Origin of the sequence: Rhodococcus sp. NPDC057529 (assembly GCF_042802055.1) — a bacterium.
Lineage (GTDB): Bacteria > Actinomycetota > Actinomycetes > Mycobacteriales > Mycobacteriaceae > Rhodococcus_F.
The window spans coordinates 78,560-103,893 of the sequence record NZ_JBHVEY010000009.1; the positions used below are offsets into that span (position 1 = coordinate 78,560).

A 25,334-nucleotide genomic window follows, 5' to 3' on the forward strand; every position below is an offset into this window, starting at 1 on the left:
CGTTTCCGTTGTTGCAGGCGTCCACTATGTGGTATCGCGGACCAGGATGCGGTTTCCCTGTGAGGGCGGACTAAGCTGTGTGTGGTTAAAACACCCCCACACCCACCTATTCAGGGAGTTTGCACGTGAGCCAGCCAGGCCGTCCTGTAGTTCTGATCGCCGACAAGCTCGCGCCGTCCACCGTCGAGGCATTGGGCGACGGTGTGGAGGTGCGATGGGTCGACGGACCTGATCGCCCGGCCCTGCTCGCGGCGGTGCCCGAGGCCGACGCGATCCTCGTCCGTTCCGCCACCACCGTCGACGCCGAGGTCCTGGCGGCCGGTACCAAGCTCAAGATCGTCGCCCGCGCCGGCGTCGGCCTCGACAACGTCGACGTGCCCGCCGCCACCGAGCGCGGTGTCATGGTCGTCAACGCCCCGACGTCCAACATCCACACAGCCGCCGAGCACGCCGTCGCGCTGATGCTCGCCACCGCCCGCCAGATCCCCGCCGCCGACGCCACCCTGCGCGACCGCGAGTGGAAGCGCAGCAAGTTCAACGGCGTCGAGATCTTCGGCAAGACCGTCGGCGTCGTCGGCCTCGGCCGCATCGGACAGCTGTTCGCGCAGCGCCTCGCCGCGTTCGAGACCCACGTCATCGCGTACGACCCCTACGTGTCGGCCGCGCGCGCCGCGCAGCTCGGCATCGAACTCGTCACCCTCGACGAACTGCTGAAGCGCGCCGACCTCATCTCCGTGCACCTCCCCAAGACCCCCGAGACCAAGGGGCTGCTCGGCACGGAGAACCTGGCGAAGACGAAGAAGGGCGTCGTCATCGTCAACGCCGCCCGCGGCGGCCTGATCGACGAGGCCGCGCTGGCCGAGGCCATCAAGTCGGGTCACGTGCGCGCCGCGGGCCTCGACGTGTTCGAGACCGAGCCGTGCACCGACAGCCCGCTGTTCGACCTGCCCGAGGTCGTCGTGACGCCGCACCTCGGCGCGTCGACAAGCGAGGCCCAGGACCGCGCGGGCACGGACGTCGCGAAGTCCGTACTGCTCGCTCTCGCAGGCGATTTCGTCCCGGATGCCGTCAACGTGTCCGGTGGCGCCGTGGGCGAGGAAGTTGCCCCGTGGCTCGAAATCGTCCGCAAGCAGGGTGTGCTTCTCGGCGCCCTGTCGGGCGAACTGCCCGTCAGCCTGTCCGTCGACGTGCGCGGCGAGCTCGCCTCCGAGGACGTCGAGGTGCTCGCGCTCTCGGCTCTGCGCGGCGTGTTCTCCGCCGTCATCGAGGACGCGGTCACGTTCGTCAACGCCCCCGCCCTCGCGGAGGAGCGCGGTGTCACGGCGGAGGTCACCAAGGCGGCCGAAAGCCCCAACCACCGCAGCGTCGTGGACCTGCGCGCCGTGTTCGGCGACGGCAGCGTCCTCAACGTCTCGGGCACGCTGACCGGCCCGCAGCAGGTCGAGAAGATCGTCAACATCAACGGCCGCAACTTCGAATTGCGCGCCGAGGGTCTCAACCTGCTGGTCAACTACACCGATCAGCCCGGTGCGCTGGGCAAGATCGGCACGCAGCTCGGCAATGCCGGCATCGACATCCAGGCCGCGCAGCTCAGCCAGGACGCCGAGGGCGAGGGTGCGACCATCCTCCTCCGCGTCGACCAGGAGGTGCCGAGCGACGTGCGGGACGCGATCTCCACCGCCGTCGGCGCCACCAAGATCGAGCTCGTCAACCTGGCCTAATCCCCACTGTGCGCGTGCCACGACCCCGTCGTGGCACGCGCACAGCTCTATGTGAAGTGAGGCGTTCATGAAGCTTGCGGTCATTCCGGGTGACGGCATCGGTGTCGAGGTCACGGCCGAGGCGCTGAAGGTGCTGCGGAAACTCGTCCCCGATCTCGAGACCACCGAGTACGACCTCGGTGCCCGTCGCTACAACGCCACGGGGGAGTTGCTCCCGGACGCCGATCTCGCGGCGATCCGCGAGCACGACGCGATCCTGCTGGGCGCCATCGGCGACCCGTCGGTCACACCGGGCGTGCTCGAGCGTGGTCTGCTGCTGAACATGCGGTTCGCGTTGGATCATCACGTGAATCTGCGTCCGTCGCAGCTGTATCCGGGATCGAAGTCGCCGCTCGCGGCGCAGCCGGACATCGATTTCGTGGTGGTGCGCGAGGGCACCGAGGGACCCTACACCGGTAACGGTGGCGCGATCCGTGTCGGCACTCCGCACGAGATCGCGACCGAGGTGTCGATCAACACGTGGTTCGGCGCCGAGCGGGTGGTGCGCTATGCATTCGCCCTCGCACAGACCCGGCGCAAGCACGTCACGCTGATCCACAAGACGAACGTCCTCTCCAACGCCGGTGCGATCTGGACGCGTGCGGTGGAGACGGTGTCGGCGGAGTATCCGGACGTGGAGACGGCGTACTGCCACATCGACGCGGCCACCATCTACATGGTCACCGACCCGTCGCGCTTCGACGTGATCGTCACGGACAACCTGTTCGGCGACATCATCACCGACCTCGCGGGTGCGGTCACGGGAGGTATCGGCCTGGCGGCGTCGGGGAACATCGACGCCTCGGGGACGAACCCGTCGATGTTCGAGCCCGTGCACGGCAGCGCCCCGGACATCGCGGGCCAGGGGATCGCGGATCCCACGGCGGCCATCCTGTCCGCGGCGCTGCTGCTGCGTCACCTCGGCCGGGACGACGATGCCGCGCGCATCGAAGCCGCGGTCGAGGCCGATCTGGCGTCCCGGGGCGACTCGAAGGTCGTCACGTCGGAGGTCGGCGACCGGATCGCCGCGGCCCTCTAGGGCCGGGCGTCGACCCTGTCTCCCTCGATCCCCGTGGACCGGTCTTCGGACCGGGCCACGGGGATCAGTGGCATCGAGGCGGCGGGGAATCCCGCGGCGATGGCGAAAGTCACCGGGAATCCGACGATTCCGATCAGTGCGCCGAACACCGGGGGAACGATCGAGGCCGCGACGAACTGGCCGGTGTTCTGGACACCGAGCGCGCGCCCGCCCCAGAACGGGCCCGCGATCTCGGCGACGGCGGTGAAGGCGAGCCCGTTCGGTGCCACCGTCGCGACGGAGGCGGCGAGCAGCGCCACGATGGCGAGTGGCGAATCCATCGCGTCCGTCACGGCGAGCGCCGCCATCGACAGTCCGCCGCCTGCCGCGACCCAGCGGAGCGGACGCATGCGACTGCCCACCACGTCGGACCAGAAGCCGACGCCCATCCGGCCGAACGCGCCGAGGATCTGGGCGACGGTGACGATCAGGCCGGCCGCCGTTGCTTCCCAGTGCCTTTCGGAGATGAGCCACACGAGCGCGTACGTCCACACGGTGTACTGGGGCACGACGAGCAGCACGGAGACGGCGTGGATGCGCCACAGTGCGCCGCTGGTGCGGTACGGATTCGTGAGCATGCCGAGATCCGCGGCGTCGCTACGACTCGGCCGGGGCGGATCGACCACCCAGAGCGCGCAGGCCAGCGCGGCGGCGGCGCACAGGGCGGCGGGCAGCGCGAGCGCCCATCCGATGCCGTGGTCGTGGGCGATCGAGGGGAGCGTCAGCGCGGCGCAGGCGATGCCGAGCGGCAGTGACATCTGACGGATGCCCATGGCCAGGCCGCGGCGCTCGGGAGGGAACCATCCGACGACGACGCGTCCGCTCGCGGCATTCGCCGACGCGGCCGCCATTCCGCCGAGCAGCAGGAAGACCGCGGTGGCCGTGAGCGATCCGGAGAGGGCCGCTCCCACTCCCGCAGCCGCGGTGGTGGCCATGCCTGCGGCCAGCACCCGGCGTTCGCCGTAGCGGTCGGCCAGTGCGCCCCACGCGATCAGCGTGACCATGACCCCGAGGGTGGGTGCGGCGACGACGAGCCCGGTGCGGGCGAGGCTGAGTCCGTGGTTGGCCTGGAGTTCGGGGATGAGGAAGGCGACGCCGTTGACGAAAACCGCCTGTGCGGCCTGCGCGAACATCCCGAGGGCGAGCATCCACCATCTGCGAGCGGTTCCGACAGTGGACGGGGTATCGATCGATGCTGTCATGTCATCTCAATATCTAGGATTTGATTCTCATATATTGGCGCTGGTGTGGAGTCTATACCCCGCGTCCTCCGGCGTCCCGGCACGGCGGTGGACCCGGGCCGATAGACTCGCGCCATGCGTCTTGGTCGAGTGGCAAGTCCCGATGGTGTTGCGTTCGTCAGTATCGAAGGGGACGGCGAGTCCCGGATCGCGAAGGAGATCGCCGAGCATCCGTTCGGCAACCCGACTTTCACCGGCCGGAGCTGGCCGCTCGCCGATGTGCGGCTGCTGGCCCCGATCCTCGCCAGCAAGGTCGTCGCCATCGGAAAGAACTACGCCGCCCACGCCGCCGAGATGGGCGGAGAGGCACCGGCCGATCCTGTGATCTTCCTCAAGCCCAACACCTCGATCGTGGGCCCCGACGCCGCGATCGTCCTGCCGAAGTCCTCCAACGAAGTTCACTACGAAGGGGAACTCGCGGTCGTCATCGGCCGCCCCTGCAAGGACGTGCCCGCGGCCAAGGCCCTCGACGTGGTGCTCGGCTACACGGCCGCCAACGACGTGTCGGCCCGTGACCACCAGCGCCACGACGGCCAGTGGGCGAGGGCGAAGGGGCACGACACGTTCTGCCCGCTGGGGCCGTGGATCGAGACGCAGCTCGACGCGTCCGACGTCGACATCACCACGGAGGTGGACGGGGTGGTGAAGCAGCGGAGCAACACTTCGCTTCTGCTGCACGACATTCCGAAGATCATCGAATGGGTGTCGGCCGTGATGACGCTGCTCCCCGGCGACGTCATCCTCACCGGCACCCCGGAAGGCGTCGGTCCGATCGTCGACGGCCAGAGTGTCAGCGTGACCATCGGCGGCATCGGAACCCTCACCAACCCGGTGACCGCCAAGCGCTGACGGCTCTCGTGCCGACATCGGGAGCGGACTAGCCTGTAGGAGTCCGTTTTCCCAGCGTCGACCCAAGTGAGCCATGACCACAAGCGAAGTTCGCGTCCGTTTCTGCCCGTCGCCCACCGGAACCCCGCACGTGGGGCTCGTCCGAACTGCCCTGTTCAACTGGGCGTTCGCCCGACACAACGGCGGGTCGTTCGTGTTCCGCATCGAGGACACCGATGCTGCCCGTGACAGTGAGGAGTCGTACCAGGCGATCCTGGACGCGCTGCGCTGGCTCGGGCTGAACTGGGACGAGGGCCCGGAGGTCGGGGGACCGTACGAGCCGTACCGCCAGTCCCAGCGACGTGACCTGCACCTCGACGTCGTCGCGAAACTGCTCGCGGCGGGCGAGGCGTACGAGTCGTTCTCGACGCCCGAAGAGGTCGAGGAGCGGCACAAGGCCGCCGGCCGCGACCCCAAACTCGGCTACGACAACTTCGATCGTGATCTCACGCCGGAGCAGCGGCAGGCTTTCCTCGACGAGGGCCGCAAGCCCGTGGTCCGGCTCCGGATGCCCGACCACGACCTGACGTGGGACGACCTCGTGCGCGGCGAGACGACGTTCAAGGCCGGCACCGTGCCCGACTTCGCGCTGACCCGCGGCAACGGGATCCCGCTGTATACGTTGGTCAACCCCGTCGACGACGCGTTGATGAAGATCACACACGTTCTGCGCGGCGAGGACCTGCTGTCGTCGACCCCGCGGCAGCTCGCGCTGTACGAGGCGATGCAGCGGATCGGCGTGGCCGATTTCACACCACAGTTCGGACATCTGCCGTTCGTCATGGGGCAGGGCAACAAGAAGCTGTCCAAGCGCGATCCCGAGTCGAACCTCTTCATCCATCGCGACCGCGGTTTCGTCCCCGAGGGATTGTTGAATTACCTGGCGCTGCTGGGCTGGGGTATTTCGGACGACCACGACGTGTTCTCCCTGGACGAGATGGTCGCGGCCTTCGATATCTCCAAGGTCAATTCCAATCCCGCCCGGTTCGATCAGAAAAAGGCCGACGCGATCAACGCCGAGCACATCCGCCTGCTCGAGCCCGCCGATTTCGCTGCGCGCCTGCGTGCGTTCCTCACGCTCCACGGACACCTCGGGGAGACGGTGGACGAGTCCGTCTTCGCGACCGCTGCCGATCTGGTCCAGACGCGCATCGTGGTCCTGTCCGACGCCTGGGATCTGCTGAAGTTCCTGTTCGTCGAGGAGGCGGACTTCGCGATCGATCCGGCCGCTGCGGCGAAGAACCTGGGGGCCGACTCCGCGCCGGTTCTCGACGCCGCCCTCGCGTCGCTGGACGCAGTCGGTGCGTGGGACGCAGCCTCGCTGGAGGAGGCCCTCAAGACCGCTCTCGTGGACGAACTGGGCCTCAAGCCACGTAAGGCGTTCGCACCGGTGCGGGTGGCCGTCACGGGCTCGCACATCAGCCCGCCGCTGTACGAATCGATGGAACTGCTCGGACGGGACGTGTCGCTGGCCCGGCTGCGTTCGGCGCGGGCCGGTATCGCCGGCTGAGACCGCCGCCCTCGGGCCGAAAAGGGTGCAGAAACAGCTTCTGACCATACGATTTGGTAAATCCCGGCAGTAGGCTGGTAATCTCTTCTTCGGCCCGAGGCGGGCCGCAGAGCCCAGAAGCTCAGCGGTTCGAGAACGGCCATTGGGGTATGGTGTAATTGGCAACACAGCGGTTTCTGGTACCGCCATTCTAGGTTCGAGTCCTGGTACCCCAGCGGAAGTTCGGCCGATTTTGACTCCGAACTTCTGGAAGCTATGCTTGCTGAGCTTCCACAGCAAGACAAAGTTCCTGGCCCCGTCGTCTAGCGGCCTAGGACGCCGCCCTCTCAAGGCGGTAGCGCGGGTTCGAATCCCGTCGGGGCTACAAAGAGAAACACCCTCCGAGTAATCGGAGGGTGTTTCTCTATATATACGGAGAGCGCGTCGTTTATCCGGTCTTGCGCCGGAATTCGCGTTTGTGGTCGGCAGGTCCGTGCGCCTCGTGCACCTTGGAATGCGCGTCCTTGTGATCGGCGGACAGCCCGGCCTGATGATTTTTCCGCTCGAGTGCTTCGCGGAATTTCTTTTTCGTGTCCTCGTTATCGGCGTCAGTCACGGTGAACTCCCTCCGGGTAGTCGGTTCACTCTGTGAAGCTACGCCGAGGGCACCGAGAATTCTCCTGTTTTTCCGCCCTGCCCGGTGTCAGGAGTGGCGGTCGGCCGTCTCCAGGTACGCCGCGGTGGTTCCGCCCACGGGCATCGCGGGAAGGCCGAGCTTGGCATGGTCCCAGCTTCTGATGCGTTCGGGAACGATCCGCACGACCACCCGCTTGTACAGCAGCTGATCGATGGCGGGCCGCAGATCGTCGGTGTAGGGCCCGGTGTAGCGTTCCCACACGCTGACGCCGACGGCGAACATCGCGTCGGGATCTTCCACGATCTCCGCCCGGCCCTCGATCGACACTCCGCGCAGCGTGTCGTAGGTCTGGCCGTCCTCGATCAGGACGGTGACCCGGTCGTCGCGGCGCAGGTTGACCGCCTTCTGTGATTTGGCCTTCGTCTCGAACCAGATCTCGCCGTCGATCACGGCGTACCACATGGCGACCAGATGGGCCCTGCCGTCCGCTGCCACCGTCGCCAGCGTGGCGATCCGGCTCCGGTCCACGAATTCGGCGATCTCCGAATCCGTCATCGTGATCTGCGATCGTTGGTTCTTCCCCATCGGCTTCTCCTGTCGCGGTGAGTGTCGGTCGTGAGAGGTCACAGTCTCTTGTGCAACGCCTCCGCGGCGGCGAGGAGGTCGGCCGCCCACCGGGCGCCGGGGCGCCTGCCCATCCTGTCGATGGGGCCGGACACCGAAATCGCCGCGATGACAGCGCCCGCGGAGTCCCGCACGGGTGCGGCGACACTGGCGACGCCGGGTTCACGCTCGGCGGCGCTCTGTGCCCAGCCGCGACGGCGGACCTCGAGCAGCACGCGCTCGCCGAACGCCGCGTCGGGAAGGACTGTGCGCTGGGTCTGCGGGTCTGCCCAGGCGAGGAGGACCTTGGCACCGGAGCCGGCACTCATCGGGAGGCGTGCCCCGACGAGGACGGTGTCGCGGAGGCCGGTGGGTGGCTCCATCGCCGCGATGCAGATGCGTTGCGTACCTTCCCTGCGGTACAGCTGCACACTCTCGCCGGTGATCTCGCGCAGTCGCGGAAGGACCAGAGCCGCCGCCGAGACGAGCGGATCGTTAGCCGTTGCAGCGAGTTCGGCGAGGCCGGGACCGGGGCACCACAGCCCGTCGGAATCACGCGTCAGGAGGCGGTGGACCTCGAGTCCGACGGCCAGCCGGTGGGCGGTGGCGCGGGGGAGTCCGGTGCGCGAGCACAGTTCGGTGAGGCTGCAGGGCTTCTCGGCCACGGCGTGGAGCACGCCCACCGCTTTGTCAAGGACCCCGATGCCGCTATGCTGTCTCATAGGTCGATACCACTTTCTCGCATATTGGGATCATAGCGCACCTTCGTCTCACGTCGAGTGCGTGTCCGGGAAGAGGGTAACGACAACAAGCGCACGGCGGACCGGCCCGAAGCCCGCGGTGCGAGAGGACACACAGAGGTGGAGAAGATGGCGGAGAAAGCACGCACCCTGGCAGAGAAGGTGTGGGACGACCACGTCGTGGTCCGGGGTGAGGGAGACAACCCCGACCTCATCTACATCGATCTGCATCTCGTTCACGAAGTGACGAGTCCGCAGGCATTCGACGGACTTCGGCTGGCGGGGCGCCCGCTGCGCAGGCCGGACCTGACGATCGCCACCGAGGACCACAACGTCCCCACCGTCGACATCGACAAGCCGATCGCGGACCCCGTCTCCAAGACCCAGGTGGACACGCTCCGGCGCAACTGCGAGGAATTCGGCGTCCGGCTGCACCCGATGGGAAACATCGACCAGGGCATCGTCCACGTCGTCGGCCCGCAACTCGGTCTCACCCAGCCCGGTATGACCGTGGTGTGCGGCGACAGCCACACATCCACCCACGGCGCGTTCGGTGCGATCGCGATGGGTATCGGCACCAGTGAGGTCGAACACGTCATGGCGACGCAGACGCTGTCGCTGCGTCCGTTCCGGACGATGGCGATCACCGTCGACGGCGAATTGCCCGAGGGCGTGACGAGCAAAGATCTCATTCTGGCCGTCATCGCGAAGATCGGGACCGGCGGAGGCCAGGGCTACGTCCTGGAGTACCGCGGCGAAGCGATCCGGAAGATGTCGATGGAAGCGCGGATGACCATCTGCAACATGTCCATCGAGGCGGGCGCGCGGGCGGGCATGATCGCCCCGGACGAGATCACCTACGAATTCATCAAGGGGCGCCCGCACGCGCCGAAGGGCGCCGACTGGGACGCCGCGGTGGCGGCCTGGGAGCAGTTGAAGACCGACGAGGGCGCGGTTTTCGACAACGAGGTCCACATCGACGCGAGCTCGCTGACGCCGTTCGTGACCTGGGGCACCAACCCGGGGCAGGGTCTGCCGCTCGGTGAGGCCGTGCCGGATCCGGAGAAGATCGTGGACGAGAGCGAACGTCACGCCGCGGAGAAGGCGTTGACCTACATGGGTCTCGAAGCCGGAACTCCGTTGCGTGAGGTGGCGATCGACACAGTGTTCGTGGGTTCGTGCACCAATGGCCGGATCGAGGATCTGCGGGCCGTGGCCGACGTGTTGCGCGGAAGGCACGTCGCCGACGGCGTCCGGATGCTGATCGTGCCGGGTTCGATGCGCGTGCGCGCCCAGGCCGAAAAGGAGGGTCTCGGCGAGATCTTCACCGCCGCCGGCGCCGAATGGCGGCAGGCGGGGTGCTCGATGTGCCTCGGCATGAACCCGGATCAGCTCGCGCCCGGTGAGCGTTCGGCGTCCACGTCCAACCGCAATTTCGAAGGCCGTCAAGGCAAGGGCGGGCGGACTCATCTGGTTTCGCCGCTGGTCGCCGCCGCGACGGCAGTCCGGGGAACCCTGTCCGCGCCGTCAGATCTGGCCTAGGACCCAAGGAATTTAGGAGATTTTTCGATGGAATCCTTTAGCACACACAAAGGTATCGGCGTTCCGCTGCGGCGATCCAATGTGGACACGGACCAGATCATCCCGGCGGTCTACCTGAAACGAGTGACCCGCACCGGTTTCGAGGACGGTCTGTTCGCCGCGTGGCGGAGCGATCCGAATTTCGTTCTCAACGTCGCGCCGTACGACAAGGGCAGCGTTCTGGTCGCGGGACCGGACTTCGGCACGGGCTCCTCCCGCGAGCACGCCGTGTGGGCGCTATCCGACTTCGGATTTCGGGTCGTGATCGCCTCTCGGTTCGCGGACATCTTCCGGGGTAACGCCGGCAAGGCCGGTCTGCTGGCCGCCCAGGTGTCCCAGTCGGACGTCGAACTGCTGTGGAAGTTGCTCGACGAACAGCCCGGTCTCGAATTGATCGTCGACCTCGAGAACAAGACGGTGACGGCCGGAACCACCGTGGTGCCCTTTGCGATTGATGACTACACGCGGTGGCGTCTGATCGAGGGTCTGGACGACATCGGATTGACATTACGGCAGGTAGAAGCCATTTCCGAGTTCGAAAAGGCAAGGCCTTCTTGGAAACCTGTGACTCTTCCGGAGCCCACTTCCGCCGACTGAAAGTTGGAATCGGAGCCCTGTCTCCCAGATAATAAGTTCCTGAGAATGGTGCCGCGTTGTTCGAGAATTGGCGTGGCACATAGACTCCTGCGGTATTCAGGTTTACCGTAGTTCGTAGTCGGTCCGATGATGGACCATTAGTTCGCGGAGGAATTTCAATGAATAAGGCAGAGCTCATCGATGTTCTGACCGAGAAACTGGGCACGGACAGGCGCACGGCAACGGAAGCTGTCGAGCATGTCGTGGACACGATCGTCCGGGCAGTGCACCGTGGCGACAGCGTGACCATCACCGGTTTCGGCGTCTTCGAGCAGCGGCGTCGTGCGGCACGTGTCGCGCGTAACCCGCGCACGGGTGAGACCGTCAAGGTCAAGCCGACGTCGGTGCCGGCGTTCCGTCCGGGCGCTCAGTTCAAGGCGGTTATCGCTGGCGGCCAGAAGCTTCCGGCCACCGGCCCGGCAGTCAAGCGCGGCGCAGCGGCGCCCGCCACCAAGGCCGCCGCCAAGAAGGCTGCTGCCAAGAAGACGGCAGCGAAGAAGACCGCCGCCAAGAAGGCTGCACCGGCCAAGACTGCGGCAGCGAAGAAGACCGTCGCGAAGAAGGTCGCTCCCGCCAAGACTGCGGCAGCGAAGAAGACCGTCGCGAAGAAGGTCGCTCCCGCCAAGACTGCGGCAGCGAAGAAGACTGCAGCCAAGAAGGCTCCGGCCAAGACCACGGCAGCGAAGAAGACCGTCGCGAAGAAGGTCGCTCCCGCCAAGACTGCGGCAGCGAAGAAGACCGCAGCCAAGAAGGCTCCGGCCAAGACGGCTGCAAAGAAGACCGCAGCAAAGAAGGCTCCCGCGAAGCGCGCCAAGTAGGACAGCGCACACGGGTCTTCCCGAACACAGACAGGCGCCGACCCTGGGGGTTGGCGCCTGTCTGTGTCGTCGTTCCCGGATACGTTCCGGCCGGCGGCGCTCAGTCCTTCCGCGTAGGCGGCAGGGGACTGTCGATGTGATCGGCGGCGATGAGTTTGCCCCCGGACAGTGAGAGCACCCAGGTACTTGCCTTCCTGTTCCGCGCCGGGGGAAGTGCGACGCCGTCGATGTCCGCCCACCAGTCGAGCAGATCGGGAATGACGCCGCCCTGACTGCAGATCACCTGAACCCCACCGAGCGCGGCGATCTTGCGGACCCGGGTACGGGTAGCCGCCGGGTCGGCGGTGTAACTCTCCTCGGACAGCAGCGGATCCAACCGGACGGTCGTGTCGAGCGCGCGGGCCAGCGGCTCGACCGTCTGCGTGCACCGCGTGCGATCGGCCGACGTGATGTCGGTGGCCCCGAAGGCCTCGAGCTGGGCGACGAGGGCGTCGGCCTGGAGCACGCCGTTCGCATCCAGGGGCCGGGTGGCGTCGTCGCCCCTGTACCGTTTCCGGCTTCCCGCCTTGGCATGCCGGACCAGGAGGACGGTCGCGGTATCGGGCGGCCCAGCCGTGAACCGGCGGAGCATCTTGCGGTCCATCGGATACGACAGCTGATCGGCCACCTCCGGGACCGGAAGCCACCGCATCTCGTCCACTTCGCTGTTGGGGACGAATTCGCCGGCGCGGGCCTCGGCCGCCCAGTATTCGACCCGTTTCAACCGGCGGTGCCCGGGAATCGGATAGGTCAACGCGCCCAGATGCCTGCCGAGGCGCCCGCGAATACCCGTCTCTTCCTCCACCTCGCGCAGCGCTGCGACCACCGCGGTTTCACCGGGGTCGAGTTTTCCCTTGGGAAACGACCAGTCCTCGTATTTGGGCCGGTGAATGAGCGCGATCTCGATCTCGTCGGGATTCTCGGGAGACTTTCGCCACAGCACTGCGCCTGCCGCGAAGATATTGGCTTTGACCGGTTTGCCGGGTGTACTGCTCACCGAGTTCCTTCCTTATTGCCGCGGGTGCGCCGCGATCAGGATCCGGTGCCCATGCGTTTGCGCATCATGGCCTCCTGGTGGTCCCGTACCTCCTCGCCGTGTGCCGGCGACGGAACCCACCGGCCGTCGGGTCCGAGCACCCAGCAGCGCGTGACGGGATCGAGCGCCGAATCGGCGATCTCGCTGATCTGAGCGGTGAGGCGAGGATCCTTCACCTGCGCCATCACCTCGACGCGTCGGTCGAGGTTGCGGTGCATCATGTCTGCGCTGCCGATCCAGAATTCGTCGGCGCCGCGGAAATGGAAGACTCGGGAATGCTCGAGGAAACGGCCGAGGATCGACCGGACGTGGATGTTCTCGCTCAGTCCGGGAACTCCGGGTTTGAGGGCGCAGATGCCGCGCACGACGATCTCGACGGGCACACCCGCCCTGGATGCACGATAGAGCGCGTCGATCACCTGTTCGTCGACCAAGGCGTTGGCCTTCAGGAGGATTCCGGCGTCTTCGCCCCGCAGCTTGTGCGCAATCTCACCGTCGATCCGCTCGATGATTCCCCGGCGCACACCGTACGGCGCGACGAGGAGGTTGCGATACTGCGTTTTCCGCGAGTAGCCGGTGAGCGAATTGAACAGGTCGGTGAGGTCTGCGCCGATCTCCGGTGCCGCGGTGAGCAGACCGATGTCTTCGTACAGCCGGGCCGTCTTCGGGTTGTAGTTACCGGTGCCGATGTGGCAGTAACGCCTGATGGTGGACCCTTCGCGGCGGACGACGAGGCACGTCTTGCAGTGGGTCTTGAGCCCGACGAGGCCGTACACCACGTGCACACCTGCGTGTTCGAGCTTGCGGGCCCACTTGATATTCGCCTGCTCGTCGAATCGCGCCTTGATCTCGACCAGTGCGACAACCTGTTTGCCCGCCTCGGCGGCGGTGATCAGCGCGTCGACGATGGGGGAGTCGCCGGAAGTGCGGTACAGCGTCTGCTTGATCGCGAGGACCTGCGGGTCGGCCGCGGCCTGTTCGATGAACCGCTGCACGCTCGTCGAAAACGAATCGTACGGGTGGTGGACCAGGACGTCGCCGTCACGAAGGGTCGAGAAGACACTCTTGGGTGTTTCCCGCTCGCCGAACGCCGGGTGGGTCGCCGGCACGAACGGTGCGTCCTTGAGGGCGGGCCGGTCGACCGCGTACACCTGCCAGAGGCACGACAGATCCAGCAGCCCGGGCACCTGGATGACGTCGCCGGGATCGACGTCGAGTTCGCGCAGCAGAAGGTCGAGCATGTGCTCGGTCATGTCGTCGGCGACCTCGAGTCGCACCGGGGAACCGAAGCGGCGGCGCGCCAATTCCCGCTCGAGGGCCTGCAGGAGATCCTCGTCGCGGTCTTCCTCGACCTCGAAATCGGCGTTGCGCGTGATGCGGAAGGCATGGTGCTCCACGATCTCCATGCCCGGGAACAGCATGTCGAGGTGCGCGGAGATGAGATCTTCCAGGGGCAGGAACGCGTCGATGGAGGACGGTGTCTCGTCGCGGCGGACGCGGACGAACCTTCCCACGTTGTCCGGAACCTTGACCCTCGCAAAGTGTTCGCCACCGGTGAGCGCATCCTTCACCGTCACCGCGAGGTTGAGACTCAGGCCGCTGATGTAGGGGAACGGGTGGGCGTGGTCGACGGCGAGCGGGGTGAGCACGGGGAAGATCTGGTCCTGGAAATGGACCGACAGTCGCTCGCGGTCGTCGTCGGTGAGCTGGTCCCAGCCGATGATGGAGATCCCTTCGGCGGCAAGCGCGGGACGAACGGAGTCGAGGAATACCCGCGCGGCCTTCTCCGAGATCTCCTGGGTGCGGGTCGCGATCAGCGCGAGTTGCTCGCGAGGGGAGAGTCCGTCGGCGGATCGCACGGACAGGCCGGTCTCGTCGCGACGTTTGAGTCCCGCGACCCGGACCATGAAGAACTCGTCCAGGTTGGACGCGAAGATGGCGAGGAATTTGGCGCGCTCGAGCAGCGGCAGCGACGTGTCCTCGGCGAGAGCGAGCACCCGGGCGTTGAAATCGAGCCAGCTGAGTTCGCGGTTCAGGTAACGATCTTCGGGGAGCCCGTCGGTCAGCGCGCTCGTGAGGGCACTCGTCGCAGCGGGCGGAGCCATCGGAACGTTCGTGGGGTTGGCCGTGACGACGGCGTCGCCGGTTCCGTTCTTTCCGTCGACGTCGGTCGGGTGATCGAGTGCTTCTCGGTTGCTCACTCCACGATCATCCCTCGAGAATTCGGCCGCGGACAATCGATGGGGCAAATTCACACGGCGTGCGCCGGCTACTCGTTTCCGCAGCGCGAGGGCGTGGTGTGTTCGAGCGCGTCGAGTGCGGCACGCGTCGCTGGTCCGACGCCGAGTGCCTGCGCCGCATCGAGATCGTCGGCGGTGTCGACGTCGGTCCGCAGCCCCGGCCAGTGCCCGTCGAGGGGGCGCGCCCCCGAGTCGAGATGTCGCTTCGCCGACCCCGGTCCGAACCGGGGATCGAGCGGAATCTCGGGGTCGCAGGAGAACAGCGCGGCCGTTCCGGTGCCGTGATGATCGACGACCACCGACCTGCCGCCGGTTCTCGCCGCGGCGAGTGCTTCGCCGAATTCGCCGCCGCGCAGCGACGGAAGGTCGGCCTGCAGTGCAACGACGTCGACTCCGCTCTCGTTGCGACGCACGTGCTCGGCGGCGGCGGCCAGCGCCGCGTTGAGTCCGCGCTCGGTGCCGGCCCCCTCCGGCAGATTGTCGGCGGCGACGGGGGCGGGATCGGCGTAGACGTGGGCGCCGACGCTGCGGGCGAGCCGGGCCACCGCCGGATCCGGCGTGACCACGGTGACACCGACGACCGTCGCGACGTCGCTGACGACAGCCAGGGTGTCGCGCAGCATCGACAGCACCAGTCCGGTGCGGTCGTCCGTGTCGAAGACACCCGAGAGCCGTGTCTTGGCCGCGTGGAGTTCCTTCACCGCGACGAGTACGTGCGCGCGGGGCATCACGGATCGGGTCGCTGTGCTCATGCGGATATCTTGCCAGCCCGCGCGTGGGGGTGCGCCGGACGCCCGGGTCGCGGCTGAGCAGCGAACGAGTTCGGTAGCGGGGCGGCGCCCGACCTCGGCATCGGCAATACTGTGGGCGACGCATCGGGTAACGAACGACGAGGGGGCTGTGTGAGCAAGGCTGCGGTACTGGGAGCGGGTTCATGGGGGACTGCATTTGCGAAGGTCCTGGCCGACGCCGGGACCGATGTCACCATGTGGGCGCGACGCGCCGAGGTCGCCGAATCGATCGTGTCGCGGCACGAGAACGAGGACTACCTGCCGGGCATCGCCCTGCCGCCGTCGTTGACCGCCACCGACGACGCGCGGGCCGCGCTCGACGGCGCCGACATCGTGGTCCTCGCGGTGCCGTCGCAGTCCCTGCGCGACAACTTGCAGGTGTGGAGTCCGATGATCCCCGCGAACGCGACAATGCTGAGTCTCGCCAAGGGCATCGAAACCGGAACCCTCATGCGGATGAGTCAGGTGATCATCCAGGTCACCGGGGCGGATCCGGGGCGCGTCGCCGTGCTGTCCGGGCCCAATCTGGCCCGGGAGATCGCGATCGGCCAGCCGGCGGCCACGGTCGTCGCGTGCACGGATTCGACGCGGGCGCTGGAACTGCAGAAGGCCTCGGCCACCGGGTACTTCCGGCCGTACACGAATTCGGACGTCATCGGCTGCGAGATCGGCGGCGCCTGCAAGAACGTCATCGCCCTCGCCTGCGGAATGGCATCGGGAATCGGATTGGGAGAGAACACGATTGCGAGCATCATCACTCGCGGTCTCGCCGAGATCATCCGGCTCGGAGTTGCGCTCGGTGCGAAACCCGCCACCCTTGCGGGTCTCGCCGGGGTGGGCGATCTGGTCGCCACATGCACGTCGCCCCTGTCCCGGAACCGGTCGTTCGGGGAGCGTCTCGGTCAGGGCGGATCGATCGAGAGCGCGCAGGCGGCCACCCACGGTCAGGTCGCCGAGGGTGTCAAATCGTGCTCCTCGGTGCGTGCCCTGGCGGCCAGTTACGACGTCGAGATGCCGCTGACCGACGCCGTGCACCGGGTGTGCCACGAGGGTCTCGTGGTGCAGGACGCGATCGGTCAGCTGCTCGGCCGCCGCACGAAGCCGGAGTGACACACGTGAGTGGAGATTCGACCCGCTGCGTCAAAGCCGTTGCAGCAGAAAAAGTTCCCGGTTCGCCGATGCAGAGGGGTCCGGTCTTCGCGGCGCCCTTCCAGCTGAGCGCGGACGAGGGGAGTGAATCCGACACCTACGCACGGGCCTCCAACCCGGGCTGGCGCGATCTCGAGTCGGCACTGGCGGCGCTCGAGGGCGCCGCGGGCGCGCTCGTCGTCGGCTCCGGGATGTCGGCGATCACCGTCGTGCTGCGGAGTCTGCTCACCGCCGGCGACACCGTCGTCGTGCCGTCCGACGGTTACTACCAGGTGCGCGCGTACGCGCGGGAGCGTCTGGAGCCGATGGGCATCACCGTGCACGAACTGCGGACCGCCGACATGGCCGGCGAGGAGGCCGCCGCACTGCTGGCCTCCGCCGAGGGGACGACGGTCGTGGTGGCCGAGACCCCCGCCAACCCGTCCCTGGACGTGGTGGATCTGAGGGCCGTGTCCGAGCAGTGCGCGAACGCGGGCGCCGTTCTCGTGGTGGACAACACGACCGCCACCCCGCTCGGCCAGCAACCACTCGAGCTGGGTGCGGACGTGGTAGTCGCCAGCGGCACAAAGACTTTGAGCGGTCACAGCGATCTGCTCATGGGATACATCGCCGCGTCGGACGCCGACTTCCTGGCCGGGATGGAACGCGAGCGGGCGCTATCGGGCACGGTGCTGGGCCCGTTCGAGACGTGGCTCGCCCACCGGAGCCTCGGAACGGCGGGGCTGCGATTCGAGAGGCAATGCGCCAACGCCCTGGCGATCGCGGCCCTGCTGGAGACGCACCCGGCTGCCCACCACGTCCGGTACCCGGGGCTCCCAGGCGACCCTGCGCACGCCGTCGCCGCCGGGCAGATGCGCCGGTTCGGCGGCCTGGTGACGTTCGAGGTGGACTCCGCCGAACAGTTCCACCGACTCGTGGCAGGCAGCGACCTGCTCGTACCGGCGACGAGTTTCGGCGGCATCCACACCAGCGCCGACCGCCGAGCCCGATGGGGCGACCCCGTGCCCGACGGATTCGTGCGGCTCTCGTGCGGAATCGAGGACACCGACGACCTCGTCGCCGATCTCGAGAGTGCACTGTCCGCATTGTGACGTGCGTGCCGCCCGTCGTGTCCTGAGGTCGTCGAAGAAAACGTGAGGAGAGGTGGGTGCGGTGAGTGGGTCACGGCGACGGTACGGTTTGTGTCGTGAGTAAACCGCGTACCCGGGTAGCCGTCATCTTCGGTGGCCGCAGCAACGAGCATTCCGTGTCCTGTGTGTCGGCCGGAAGCGTCCTGAGGAATCTCGACCCGGAACGGTACGAGGTGGTGCCGATCGGCATCACCACCGAGGGTTCGTGGGTTCTCGGCTCCACCGACCCCGAGACGCTGTCCATCCGCGGCCGGGCGCTGCCCAGCGTCGACGCCGACGGGTCCGCACTGGCGCTCACCGCCGACCCGACGCGATCCGGCGATCTCGTCGCCCTCGACGACGGCGAAGCGGGCAAGATCCTGGCGTCCGTCGACGTCGTCTTCCCCGTCCTGCACGGCGCCTACGGCGAGGACGGCACCATCCAGGGCCTCCTCGAACTCGCCGGTGTCCCGTACGTCGGTCCCGGCGTGCTGGCGAGCGCGGCAGGCATGGACAAGGAATTCACGAAGAAACTGCTCGCCGCGGAAGGCCTGCCGATCGGGTTCCAGGTCGTCCTGCGTCCCGGCACCGCCACGCTGACCGACGAACAGAAGTCGCGCCTCCAGCTCCCGGTGTTCGTGAAACCGGCCCGCGGCGGGTCGTCCATCGGCATCACCCGGGTGGCCGAGTGGGCCACACTCGACGACGCCATCGCCCACGCCCGCAAGCACGATCCCAAGGTGATCGTCGAGTCGGGGATCGCCGGCCGCGAGGTCGAGTGCGGAGTGCTCGAGTTCCCGGACGGCGAAGTGCGGGCCAGCGTGATCGCCGAGATCCGGATGCCGGAAGGCGCCGGCGACGACGAAGCGTTCTACGACTTCGACAGCAAATACCTCGACGACGTGTGCGAGTTCGACGTGCCCGCGAAACTCGAGGACGCGGTCAGCGACCAGATCCGCGAACTCGCCGTGCGAGCATTCTCAGCGCTCGACTGCCAGGGACTCGCGCGCGTCGACTTCTTCGTCACCGAGGACGGCCCGGTGATCAACGAGATCAACACGATGCCGGGATTCACGTCGATCTCGATGTACCCGCGCATGTGGGACGCGGTGGGCGTCGACTACGGCACCCTCGTCTCGACGCTCGTCGACACCGCCCTTGCACGGGGCACCGGCCTTCGGTAGCGACACGGCGGTCCGGCGCTCAGGGATTCGCGACCGGTGCCGGATCGAGGGGCTTCTGCGGCAGCACCTGCGACACCGCGCCGGAGATGTCCTGGAGCGGCGTCGGGCCCACACCCGTGGGAACGGTGAGTCCGACGTACACGCCGCGGTCGACGGCGAAATAGCTGCTCGCGTCGATTCCAGCGCTCGCACCGGAGATCTCGAACCACTGCACCCCGTCGATCACCTGCAGCGGTGACGCCTGATCGAACTCCGCGGGACGGTCCAGGCCGCACCGCAGCACGAGCGGTTCGCCCTCGGCCGGCTGCCACGCGGCGGTCGCCTCGGGTGCAGGTTCGGTGAGTTCCGCCCGGGTGTAGTCGCCGAGCGCGTCGGGGAGGCCCGCCATCAGGGCGGCGCACTCCGGGGAGCCGGACGCAGGCGCGGGCACGGGCCCCAGCGACACCGGTTCCTTGACCGGGTTCCGTCCGGCGAACACCGCGGCGACGACGATGCCGATGATCAGGGCAACGGGAAGCGCCACGGCCGTCGCGATGAGCGCCGGATTCCGTCGCTCCGCGGGAGCCGGGCCGGAAGTGCCGTCGGATGCGTTCTGTTCGGGTTCGAGATCGGACATGCTCAGTTCTTGTTCGCAGACTTTTCGGGGACGTCGCAGGTGAGGGTGCGGGTGATGCCGGCGACCTCACGGATCTCCTTGACCACCGGAGCGACGTCGTCGGCGGACACCCGCACGATGACGTCGTACGGTCCGAGTACGTCCTCGGCGGTCCGCACTCCGGTGATCTTCGCGATCTCGGTCGCGATCGCCGCAGCCTTGCCGACTTCGGTCTGGATCAGGATGAACGCTTGCACTCTCGCTCCGGCCCTTCCCTGTTCCGCCCCGCAGGTGTCTCGGTAGAGTCGCGGGTGCTTCGGCGCGCTGATCGGTCACGTGCCGAGTAGTCCCGGCAACAGCTAAAAGGTACCGCAGGCGCACATTCCGTCGACCGGGCCCACAGCCGTCGCACGGGTCACCCGACACTACGGCGCGCCTGGAGGCACACCATCACACCGACGGATTCCCCGGACCCGACTCCGCCCCTCACCGTCGCCGACGTCGGCGAATTCGCCGTCATCGGCCGCGCGGTGGAGGGCCGCGTGCAGCCCCCGACCACCCTGATCGGTCCCGGAGACGACGCCGCCCTCGTCCGGGCGGCCGACGGCCGGGTGGCGGTGTCCGCCGACATGCTGGTGCAGGACAGGCATTTTCGGCTCGACTGGTCCTCGCCGCGAGACATCGGTCGCAAGGCGGTGGCCCAGAACGCCGCCGACGTCGCGGCGATGGGGGCGCGACCGACAGCGTTCCTGGTGTCCCTCGGCCTGCCGCCGGACACGCCGATCGACGTGGCGGACGGCATCTCCGCGGCGATAGGGGAGAGCGCCGAGGAACTCGGAGCCGGCGTCGTCGGCGGGGATCTGGTGCAGGCCGCCCAGATCGTGATTTCCGTCACCGTCCTCGGCGATCTCGGCGGCCGGAGCCCGATCCGGCGGTCGGGCGCGCGGCCGGGTGACGTGGTCGCGGTGGCCGGAAAACTCGGCCGATCGGCGGCCGGTCTCGCACTGCTGCTCGGCGGATCCACGGATTTCCCGGACCTTCTCGCCGCGCACCGCGTCCCCACCCCGCCGTACGCCGCGGCCCGGGCGGCCGCCGACGGCGGTGCTCACGCGATGACCGACATCTCCGACGGGCTCCTCGCCGATCTCGGCCACATCTGCGACGCCTCCGGAGTCGGGATGTCGCTCACCCGATCCGACGTGACCGTGTCACCCGACCTGATGTCGGCGGCGACGGCTCTCGGCGCCGACCACTGGGAATGGGTGCTCACCGGGGGAGAGGACCACGGCTTCGCCGCCACCTTCCCCGGCGACGTCCCGCTCCCGGCGGGGTGGACCCGCATCGGCGTCGTCCACGACGGGTCCGGCATCTCGGTCGACGGCGAGACCTGGCCGGGGGCCGGCGGCTGGCAGAGTTTCGCGGTATAGGTTGCACGCATGGCTATCTACGCGCTCGGGGACCGCGAACCCGACATCCATCCGGACGCCTACGTCCACCCCGACGCCGTGGTGATCGGAAACGTGACCCTGGCGGCGGGAACCTCGGTGTGGCCGCAGGCCGTGCTCCGCGCCGACTACGGCACCATCACCGTCGGCGCCGACACCAACATCCAGGACGGCACCGTCATCCACTGCACGGTGTTCGATCCCACCGTCATCGGCTCGGGATGCGTCGTCGGCCACGCGGCGCACATCGAGGGATCGACGATCGGCGACCACTGCCTGATCGCGTCCGGTTCGATCGTGCTCAACGGTTCGGTCATCGGCGAAGGGTCGATCGTCGGAGCAGGCGCCGTCGTCCCGTTCAAGTTCGAGGTTCCGCCGCGGAGCATGGCGCTCGGCGTCCCCGCGAAGATCCGGCAGGGCTACGAGGTTCCCGAGGGGCACCTCGACCGGAACGTGAAGATGTACGCCGCCAACGCGGCCTACTACCGCGAGTCGCTGCGCAGGCTCGACTGATGGCGGCGCCGCTGTCGGACCTGGTCGAGGCCGGATGGGCCGAGGCGCTCGAACCGGTGTCCGGACGGATCACGGAGATGGGCGCGTTCCTGCGCGCGGAAATCGCCGACGGTCGTGAGTACCTCCCCGCCGGGGAGAACGTCCTGAGGGCGTTCACCCACCCGTTCTCCGAGGTCAAGGTCCTGATCGTGGGGCAGGATCCATACCCCACACCCGGTCACGCCGTCGGTCTGAGCTTCTCGGTCGCGCCGGAAGTGAAGCCGGTGCCGCGCAGTCTCGGCAACATCTTCACCGAGTACAGCAAGGACCTCGGCTACCAGACGCCGACCACCGGCGACCTCACCCCGTGGTCCCGGCAGGGCGTGCTCCTGCTGAACAGGGTTCTCACCGTGCAGCCCGGACTCCCGGCCTCGCACCGGAAGAAGGGCTGGGAGGCGGTCACCGAACAGGCCATTCGCGCTCTCGTGGCGCGCCCCGAACCCCTCGTCGCGATTCTGTGGGGCCGGGACGCGTCCACCCTGAAACCGATGCTCGGCGACGTGCCGACGATCGAGTCGGCGCACCCCTCACCGCTGTCCGCCTCGCGCGGATTCTTCGGCTCGCGGCCGTTCAGCCGCGCGAACGAACTCCTCGACGGCCTGGGCGCGGAACCGGTGAACTGGCAGCTGCCGTAAGCCGGGACGGCTCGTACGACCTCGTCAGTCCTGCGCTTCCTTCACCGACGCGAAATCGGCACGCCTCTTCTCGATGAAGGCGTCGACGCCCTCGCGTCCCACCGGACTGTCGGCCGCAGCGGCGATCGACTCGGCCTCCGCGTCGAGTTGCTCGGCGAGAGTGCGGGACCGCGAGTCGCGCACGAGTGTCTTGATCCCCGAGTAGGACGACGTCGGGCCGGCCGCGAGGGTGCGGGCCAGGCGCAGCGCCTCGTCCTGGACGACGTCGTCGCCGACGAGGCGGCTGAGGATGCCGAGGCGAACGGCCTCGTCACCGCTGAGAACGGCGTCGGTGATCAGGATCTCCCGCGCACGGGCGTCGCCGACGATGCGCGGCAGCGTCCAGGACATGCCGCCGTCCGGCGTGTAGCCGATCGACGGGTAGGCGGGGCGCAGCTTGGTGCCGGGGCCGCCGATCGCGACGTCCGTGAGGCAGACGAGGCTCATGCCGGCGCCCGCCGCCCAGCCGTGAACACCGGCGATCACCGGAACGGTCACGGCGTCGAGCGCCCGAACGAAGTCGTGGAAGACACCCGCCACCTCGGCGACGCACTCGCTGCGCACCGGTGCGGACGCGAAGGCGTGGACGTTGCCGCCTGCGCAGAAGTTCGGGCCCTCACCGACGAGGAGGACGCTGCCGATCCGGTCACCGACCGCCTCGAGTGCGCGGGCACCCTGCACCAAACCCTCGCCGTCCAGCGAGGTGCCGTTCTCCGCCGTCGCGATCGTGACGCGCAGGACGCCGTCTTCGAGCTGTACTTTGCTGAATCCATCGAGAGAAGTCACCGTTGCACCCTACGTGGGCGCCTGCCGGTGCCCGTCGTGCCCCGATGCGCTGCGACGATGCCGAATCGGGCCGTAGCGTGACAGAAAAGAACTGCGCCCCCGACACCGAAGTGCCGGGGGCGCAGTGACATCGCACGCAGCGTCGGGTCAGCCCCGAGCAACCTTTCCAGCCTTCAGGCAGGACGTGCAGACGTTGACCTTCCGGGTGTTTCCGGGGGCAACCTCGGCACGAACAGTCTGAATGTTCGGGTTCCAGCGACGGTTGGTACGCCGGTGCGAGTGCGAGACCGACTTACCGAAGCCGGGCCCCTTGGCGCATACGTCGCAGACGGCAGCCATAGTCGCGAACTCCTTCAAGATAGTGAACTGTGAAATTTGCTGGCCTCGTGGAGACAGGGCACAGCAAGTGCGCCCTTAACGAGGCAACCGTGCAAGAGTAGCCGCTCGAGTGGGGAATGGCCAAACCCGGTGCCGAACGGCTCGGACCGCGGGCCCGATCACCGTCCCCCGACTAGTCTGACGGCACCTTCACCATTCCCCGGCCGGAGAGGACGACTGTGGCCCCTGAGCTCCCGATGGACGGTCGAGTCCTCGAGTTGTGGGCGCGGACCGCCGTCGCGGGACTGGAACGGCGGTGCGAGGAGATCAACAGCCTCAACGTCTTTCCGATCCCGGACTCGGACACCGGCACCAACCTGTTGTTCACGATGCGCGCGGCGCTCGGTGCGATCGACGAGTACGCGGGCGCCGACGGCGGCACCAAGGACGTCCGCCAGGTGGCGATCGCCCTGGCGCGGGGTGCGGTCGCCGGCGCGCGCGGGAACTCCGGGGTGATCCTGTCGCAGGTGCTGCGGGGAGTCGCGGAGGCGGCCGTCGCGTCCGCCGTCGACACCCGGACGGTCCGCACGGGGCTGCTGATGGCCACCAACCTGGTGACGGACGCCGTGAGCTACCTGGTGGAAGGCACCATCGTCACCGTGCTGCGCTGTGCCGCCGACGCGGCGGCGGAGTTCCCGGACGAGGCGCCGATCGCGGACACCGCCCGCGCGGCCGCCGACGCGGCAGCGGCCGCGCTGACCAGGACGCCGTCGCAACTCGAGGTGCTGGGCACCGCAGGCGTCGTCGACGCGGGCGGACTCGGACTCGTGGTGATCCTCGACGCGCTCGTCACCGCCGTCACGGGCGCGCCGCCGGATCGCCCGCCGATCGCGCTCCACGTCCCGCGGCGCACCCCGTCCGCGCGCCGCGCCGAACCCGTTGCCGTCGGCGCGCCGCAGGCGGCGCACGCGCATCCCGGACCCGGCTGCGACGAGGGCTCGGACCAGGACTTCGAGGTGATGTACCTGGTGTCGGACTCCGACGAGGCCCGGATGGCGGGGCTGCGCAGCGCCCTGCACGAACTCGGGGACTCCATCGTGATCGTCGGCGACGGCGGCGGGGGCTGGTCGGTGCACGTGCACTGCACGGACGCGGGCGCCGCCGTGGAAGCCGGGCTCGCGGCGGGGCGCATCCACGGAATCCGGGTCAGCAGCTTCCTCGTCGACGCCCGGGACCAGGGACTGCTCGTTCCGCCGGTCCGGACCCGCCCGGATCAGGGCGAGCGGGGAATCGTCGCCGTCGTGGCCGGAGACGGCGCCGCCGAACTGTTCGCGAGCGAGGGCGCGACGATCCTGCGCTGCGACGACGCCCCCGTCACCCGCGCCCAGCTCCTCGGCGTCATCAGGCAGATGGGACGCACCGAGGTGCTGGTGCTCCCCAACGGCGCGCTGACGGCGCAGGAACTCGTCGCGGTCAGCGCCGCGGCGCGAGACGCCCGGCACGAGGTCCTGCTGCTCGCGACATCCGCGATGGTGCAGGGGCTCGCCTCCCTGGCGGTGCACGATCCCGAGCGCGAGGCGGTGGACGACGCGTTCGCGATGTCCGAGGCCGCCGCCGCCACCCGCTGGGGATCGCTGCGGATCGCCCGCGAACGTGCCCTCACCTACGTGGGCACCTGCGAACCCGGAGACGGCATCGGACTGATGGGTCACGAGGTGATCGTCATCGAACCGGACGCGGTCGCCGCCGGACGCCGGCTCGTCGACCTCGTCCTCGGCGCGGGTGGAGAACTGGTGACACTCCTGATGGGCTCGGAAGCGCCGGAGGGACTCGACACCGAACTGGCCGATCACATCTCGCAGCGGCACCCCGGCGTCGAGGTGATGATCTACCACGGAGGACAACCTGGAGACCTGTTGCAACTCGGGGTGGAATGAGGAATTCG

The 25,334-nt window shown here is 68.1% G+C and carries 25 protein-coding genes and 2 tRNA genes; 16 read left to right on the plus strand and 11 right to left on the minus strand.

The window, feature by feature from the left end:
* Positions 1-125 precede the first annotated feature (125 nt).
* The gene (serA, locus tag ACFU5V_RS19105) at positions 126-1,721 is read left to right on the plus strand and encodes a phosphoglycerate dehydrogenase (protein ID WP_378441154.1); all 1,596 of its coding nucleotides are present in this window, start codon (positions 126-128) and stop codon (positions 1,719-1,721) included.
* Positions 1,722-1,788: 67 nt separating this feature from the next.
* Positions 1,789-2,799, plus strand: coding sequence for a 3-isopropylmalate dehydrogenase (locus ACFU5V_RS19110; RefSeq protein ID WP_378442658.1), 1,011 nt, complete (start codon positions 1,789-1,791; stop codon positions 2,797-2,799).
* On the opposite strand, the gene ACFU5V_RS19115 is transcribed toward ACFU5V_RS19110, so the two are convergent.
* On the minus strand, positions 2,796-4,040 hold the full coding sequence (locus ACFU5V_RS19115; protein ID WP_378701232.1) for an MFS transporter: 1,245 nt from the start codon (positions 4,038-4,040) through the stop codon (positions 2,796-2,798). The genes ACFU5V_RS19110 and ACFU5V_RS19115 overlap by 4 nt on opposite strands.
* A gap of 114 nt (positions 4,041-4,154) precedes the next feature.
* Here ACFU5V_RS19115 and ACFU5V_RS19120 point away from each other — a divergent pair, with 114 nt between their 5' ends.
* The 4 genes from ACFU5V_RS19120 to ACFU5V_RS19135 all read left to right on the plus strand — a co-directional run bounded on the left by ACFU5V_RS19120 (position 4,155) and on the right by ACFU5V_RS19135 (position 6,841).
* Positions 4,155-4,928 carry a fumarylacetoacetate hydrolase family protein gene (locus ACFU5V_RS19120; protein ID WP_087556572.1) on the plus strand — a complete coding sequence of 258 codons (774 nt, stop codon included), beginning with the start codon at positions 4,155-4,157 and terminating at the stop codon, positions 4,926-4,928.
* Positions 4,929-5,001: 73 nt separating this feature from the next.
* Positions 5,002-6,477 (plus strand): glutamate--tRNA ligase, encoded by a 1,476-nt coding sequence (gene gltX / locus ACFU5V_RS19125; RefSeq protein WP_378701234.1) that lies wholly within the window; start codon positions 5,002-5,004, stop codon positions 6,475-6,477.
* A 143-nt stretch (positions 6,478-6,620) separates the two neighbouring features.
* Positions 6,621-6,692, plus strand: a tRNA-Gln gene (locus ACFU5V_RS19130).
* Positions 6,693-6,768: 76 nt separating this feature from the next.
* Positions 6,769-6,841 (plus strand) — tRNA-Glu (locus ACFU5V_RS19135).
* Between the two features lie 63 nt (positions 6,842-6,904).
* Here the strand turns inward: ACFU5V_RS19135 and ACFU5V_RS19140 are convergent.
* From ACFU5V_RS19140 to ACFU5V_RS19150, 3 genes are all read right to left on the minus strand, one after another.
* Positions 6,905-7,072 (minus strand): DUF5302 domain-containing protein, encoded by a 168-nt coding sequence (locus ACFU5V_RS19140; RefSeq protein WP_015890240.1) that lies wholly within the window; start codon positions 7,070-7,072, stop codon positions 6,905-6,907.
* Positions 7,073-7,159: 87 nt separating this feature from the next.
* Positions 7,160-7,678 (minus strand): pyridoxamine 5'-phosphate oxidase family protein, encoded by a 519-nt coding sequence (locus tag ACFU5V_RS19145; RefSeq protein ID WP_378441861.1) that lies wholly within the window; start codon positions 7,676-7,678, stop codon positions 7,160-7,162.
* Between the two features lie 38 nt (positions 7,679-7,716).
* Positions 7,717-8,418 (minus strand): IclR family transcriptional regulator, encoded by a 702-nt coding sequence (locus ACFU5V_RS19150; protein WP_087556569.1) that lies wholly within the window; start codon positions 8,416-8,418, stop codon positions 7,717-7,719.
* A gap of 138 nt (positions 8,419-8,556) precedes the next feature.
* Here ACFU5V_RS19150 and leuC point away from each other — a divergent pair, with 138 nt between their 5' ends.
* From leuC to ACFU5V_RS19165, 3 genes are all read left to right on the plus strand, one after another.
* A complete protein-coding gene (gene leuC / locus ACFU5V_RS19155; protein WP_378701236.1) occupies positions 8,557-9,978 on the plus strand; it encodes a 3-isopropylmalate dehydratase large subunit in 1,422 nt (473 codons plus the stop codon).
* Between the two features lie 27 nt (positions 9,979-10,005).
* On the plus strand, positions 10,006-10,614 hold the full coding sequence (gene leuD / locus ACFU5V_RS19160; protein ID WP_378441866.1) for a 3-isopropylmalate dehydratase small subunit: 609 nt from the start codon (positions 10,006-10,008) through the stop codon (positions 10,612-10,614).
* Between the two features lie 158 nt (positions 10,615-10,772).
* A complete protein-coding gene (locus tag ACFU5V_RS19165) occupies positions 10,773-11,471 on the plus strand; it encodes an HU family DNA-binding protein (RefSeq protein WP_378701238.1) in 699 nt (232 codons plus the stop codon).
* A 100-nt stretch (positions 11,472-11,571) separates the two neighbouring features.
* Here ACFU5V_RS19165 and ACFU5V_RS19170 read toward each other — a convergent pair whose 3' ends face one another.
* The 3 genes from ACFU5V_RS19170 to cofC all read right to left on the minus strand — a co-directional run bounded on the left by ACFU5V_RS19170 (position 11,572) and on the right by cofC (position 15,517).
* Complete coding sequence (locus ACFU5V_RS19170) at positions 11,572-12,507, minus strand: NUDIX domain-containing protein (protein ID WP_378438890.1); 936 nt, start codon at positions 12,505-12,507, stop codon at positions 11,572-11,574.
* Between the two features lie 35 nt (positions 12,508-12,542).
* Positions 12,543-14,747: an RNA degradosome polyphosphate kinase gene (locus tag ACFU5V_RS19175; protein ID WP_378701240.1), complete on the minus strand. Its 2,205-nt coding sequence runs from the start codon at positions 14,745-14,747 to the stop codon at positions 12,543-12,545.
* A gap of 68 nt (positions 14,748-14,815) precedes the next feature.
* Entirely contained in the window at positions 14,816-15,517 is a 702-nt protein-coding gene (cofC, locus tag ACFU5V_RS19180) for a 2-phospho-L-lactate guanylyltransferase (RefSeq protein ID WP_378701503.1), read from the minus strand.
* Between the two features lie 171 nt (positions 15,518-15,688).
* On the opposite strand from cofC, the gene ACFU5V_RS19185 reads away from it, so the two are divergent.
* From ACFU5V_RS19185 to ACFU5V_RS19195, 3 genes are all read left to right on the plus strand, one after another.
* Positions 15,689-16,687, plus strand: coding sequence for an NAD(P)H-dependent glycerol-3-phosphate dehydrogenase (locus tag ACFU5V_RS19185; protein ID WP_072937764.1), 999 nt, complete (start codon positions 15,689-15,691; stop codon positions 16,685-16,687).
* 5 nt (positions 16,688-16,692) lie between these two features.
* Entirely contained in the window at positions 16,693-17,817 is a 1,125-nt protein-coding gene (locus ACFU5V_RS19190) for a cystathionine gamma-lyase (RefSeq protein ID WP_378438896.1), read from the plus strand.
* Between the two features lie 95 nt (positions 17,818-17,912).
* Positions 17,913-19,019, plus strand: coding sequence for a D-alanine--D-alanine ligase family protein (locus ACFU5V_RS19195; RefSeq protein ID WP_378438898.1), 1,107 nt, complete (start codon positions 17,913-17,915; stop codon positions 19,017-19,019).
* A 19-nt stretch (positions 19,020-19,038) separates the two neighbouring features.
* Here the strand turns inward: ACFU5V_RS19195 and ACFU5V_RS19200 are convergent, their stop codons facing one another.
* A complete protein-coding gene (locus ACFU5V_RS19200; RefSeq protein ID WP_378701242.1) occupies positions 19,039-19,635 on the minus strand; it encodes a DUF3515 domain-containing protein in 597 nt (198 codons plus the stop codon).
* A gap of 2 nt (positions 19,636-19,637) precedes the next feature.
* Complete coding sequence (locus ACFU5V_RS19205) at positions 19,638-19,871, minus strand: Lrp/AsnC ligand binding domain-containing protein (RefSeq protein WP_378438902.1); 234 nt, start codon at positions 19,869-19,871, stop codon at positions 19,638-19,640.
* Between the two features lie 192 nt (positions 19,872-20,063).
* Here ACFU5V_RS19205 and ACFU5V_RS19210 point away from each other — a divergent pair, with 192 nt between their 5' ends.
* The 3 genes from ACFU5V_RS19210 to ACFU5V_RS19220 are packed head-to-tail and all read left to right on the plus strand — an operon-like array spanning position 20,064 to position 22,246.
* Positions 20,064-21,041: a thiamine-phosphate kinase gene (locus ACFU5V_RS19210; protein WP_378701505.1), complete on the plus strand. Its 978-nt coding sequence runs from the start codon at positions 20,064-20,066 to the stop codon at positions 21,039-21,041.
* Positions 21,042-21,050: 9 nt separating this feature from the next.
* Positions 21,051-21,572, plus strand: a complete 522-nt coding sequence (locus ACFU5V_RS19215) for a gamma carbonic anhydrase family protein (RefSeq protein WP_124392762.1) — start codon at positions 21,051-21,053, stop codon at positions 21,570-21,572.
* Positions 21,569-22,246, plus strand: coding sequence for a uracil-DNA glycosylase (locus ACFU5V_RS19220; protein ID WP_378701507.1), 678 nt, complete (start codon positions 21,569-21,571; stop codon positions 22,244-22,246). Before ACFU5V_RS19215 ends, ACFU5V_RS19220 begins: the two co-directional genes overlap by 4 nt.
* Before the next feature lie 24 nt (positions 22,247-22,270).
* On the opposite strand, the gene ACFU5V_RS19225 is transcribed toward ACFU5V_RS19220, so the two are convergent.
* Complete coding sequence (locus tag ACFU5V_RS19225) at positions 22,271-23,071, minus strand: enoyl-CoA hydratase/isomerase family protein (RefSeq protein WP_378701244.1); 801 nt, start codon at positions 23,069-23,071, stop codon at positions 22,271-22,273.
* Positions 23,072-23,218: 147 nt separating this feature from the next.
* Positions 23,219-23,410 (minus strand): 50S ribosomal protein L28, encoded by a 192-nt coding sequence (rpmB, locus tag ACFU5V_RS19230; protein WP_005240429.1) that lies wholly within the window; start codon positions 23,408-23,410, stop codon positions 23,219-23,221.
* Between the two features lie 236 nt (positions 23,411-23,646).
* Here rpmB and ACFU5V_RS19235 point away from each other — a divergent pair, with 236 nt between their 5' ends.
* Positions 23,647-25,326, plus strand: coding sequence for a DAK2 domain-containing protein (locus ACFU5V_RS19235; protein ID WP_378701509.1), 1,680 nt, complete (start codon positions 23,647-23,649; stop codon positions 25,324-25,326).
* The last annotated feature ends 8 nt before the right edge of the window (positions 25,327-25,334 follow it).

What these genes read in the sequence shown, in the direction of transcription:
- ACFU5V_RS19110 (WP_378442658.1), top strand. Translation starts at nt 1,789, where the DNA reads ATGAAGCTTGCGGTCATTCCGGGTGACGGCATCGGTGTCGAGGTCACG.
- ACFU5V_RS19115 (WP_378701232.1), bottom strand. Translation starts at nt 4,040, where the DNA reads ATGACAGCATCGATCGATACCCCGTCCACTGTCGGAACCGCTCGCAGA.
- ACFU5V_RS19120 (WP_087556572.1), top strand. Translation starts at nt 4,155, where the DNA reads ATGCGTCTTGGTCGAGTGGCAAGTCCCGATGGTGTTGCGTTCGTCAGT.
- gltX (WP_378701234.1), top strand. Translation starts at nt 5,002, where the DNA reads ATGACCACAAGCGAAGTTCGCGTCCGTTTCTGCCCGTCGCCCACCGGA.
- ACFU5V_RS19145 (WP_378441861.1), bottom strand. Translation starts at nt 7,678, where the DNA reads ATGGGGAAGAACCAACGATCGCAGATCACGATGACGGATTCGGAGATC.
- ACFU5V_RS19150 (WP_087556569.1), bottom strand. Translation starts at nt 8,418, where the DNA reads ATGAGACAGCATAGCGGCATCGGGGTCCTTGACAAAGCGGTGGGCGTG.
- leuD (WP_378441866.1), top strand. Translation starts at nt 10,006, where the DNA reads ATGGAATCCTTTAGCACACACAAAGGTATCGGCGTTCCGCTGCGGCGA.
- ACFU5V_RS19165 (WP_378701238.1), top strand. Translation starts at nt 10,773, where the DNA reads ATGAATAAGGCAGAGCTCATCGATGTTCTGACCGAGAAACTGGGCACG.
- ACFU5V_RS19200 (WP_378701242.1), bottom strand. Translation starts at nt 19,635, where the DNA reads ATGTCCGATCTCGAACCCGAACAGAACGCATCCGACGGCACTTCCGGC.
- ACFU5V_RS19215 (WP_124392762.1), top strand. Translation starts at nt 21,051, where the DNA reads ATGGCTATCTACGCGCTCGGGGACCGCGAACCCGACATCCATCCGGAC.
- rpmB (WP_005240429.1), bottom strand. Translation starts at nt 23,410, where the DNA reads ATGGCTGCCGTCTGCGACGTATGCGCCAAGGGGCCCGGCTTCGGTAAG.
- ACFU5V_RS19235 (WP_378701509.1), top strand. Translation starts at nt 23,647, where the DNA reads ATGGACGGTCGAGTCCTCGAGTTGTGGGCGCGGACCGCCGTCGCGGGA.